The 390-nt window shown below is 37.7% G+C and carries 2 protein-coding genes; both read right to left on the reverse strand.

Annotation, left to right across the window (positions count from 1 at the left end):
• A partial coding sequence (locus KH400_RS21955) for a LysM peptidoglycan-binding domain-containing protein (RefSeq protein ID WP_217228249.1) occupies nt 1–166 on the reverse strand: 166 nt, incomplete at its 3' end.
• 45 nt (nt 167–211) lie between these two features.
• A partial coding sequence (locus KH400_RS21960; RefSeq protein WP_217228252.1) for an isochorismatase family protein occupies nt 212–390 on the reverse strand: 179 nt, incomplete at its 5' end.

The following is a 390-nucleotide window of genomic DNA, read 5'->3' on the forward strand; positions in this document are numbered from 1 at the left end:
CATAAAATTGACCTCTAATAGGGATGACAATTGTTTGTCCAACGACTAGTTGATTTGGTGTTTCGATGTCGTTGGTCCGAATGATTTCATTTGCCGTTGTTTTAAAACGCATGGCAATTTCATTTAATGTATCTCCTCTTTTGACAACATAAATTTGAATGGTCAACGCCCCCTTTGTTATTGCTAACAATTTATGAGGGTGATGGATAAATCATGTTTGATTTTCATCCGTGATCTCTTTAGTTGTTGTGATTTTGGCAAGAAGAACGTTCTCCATCATCGTTAAAGCGTACTCGTTGTCCCTATCATCATTTGAAGCAATACAATCTTTAGGTACAGTAAGGTTGTACTCTCGCATGTAAGCGTCATTTGCAGTGAACAGGACACAGA

Source organism: Desertibacillus haloalkaliphilus, from assembly GCF_019039105.1.
GTDB classification, from domain to species: Bacteria; Bacillota; Bacilli; order Bacillales; family KJ1-10-99; genus Desertibacillus; species Desertibacillus haloalkaliphilus.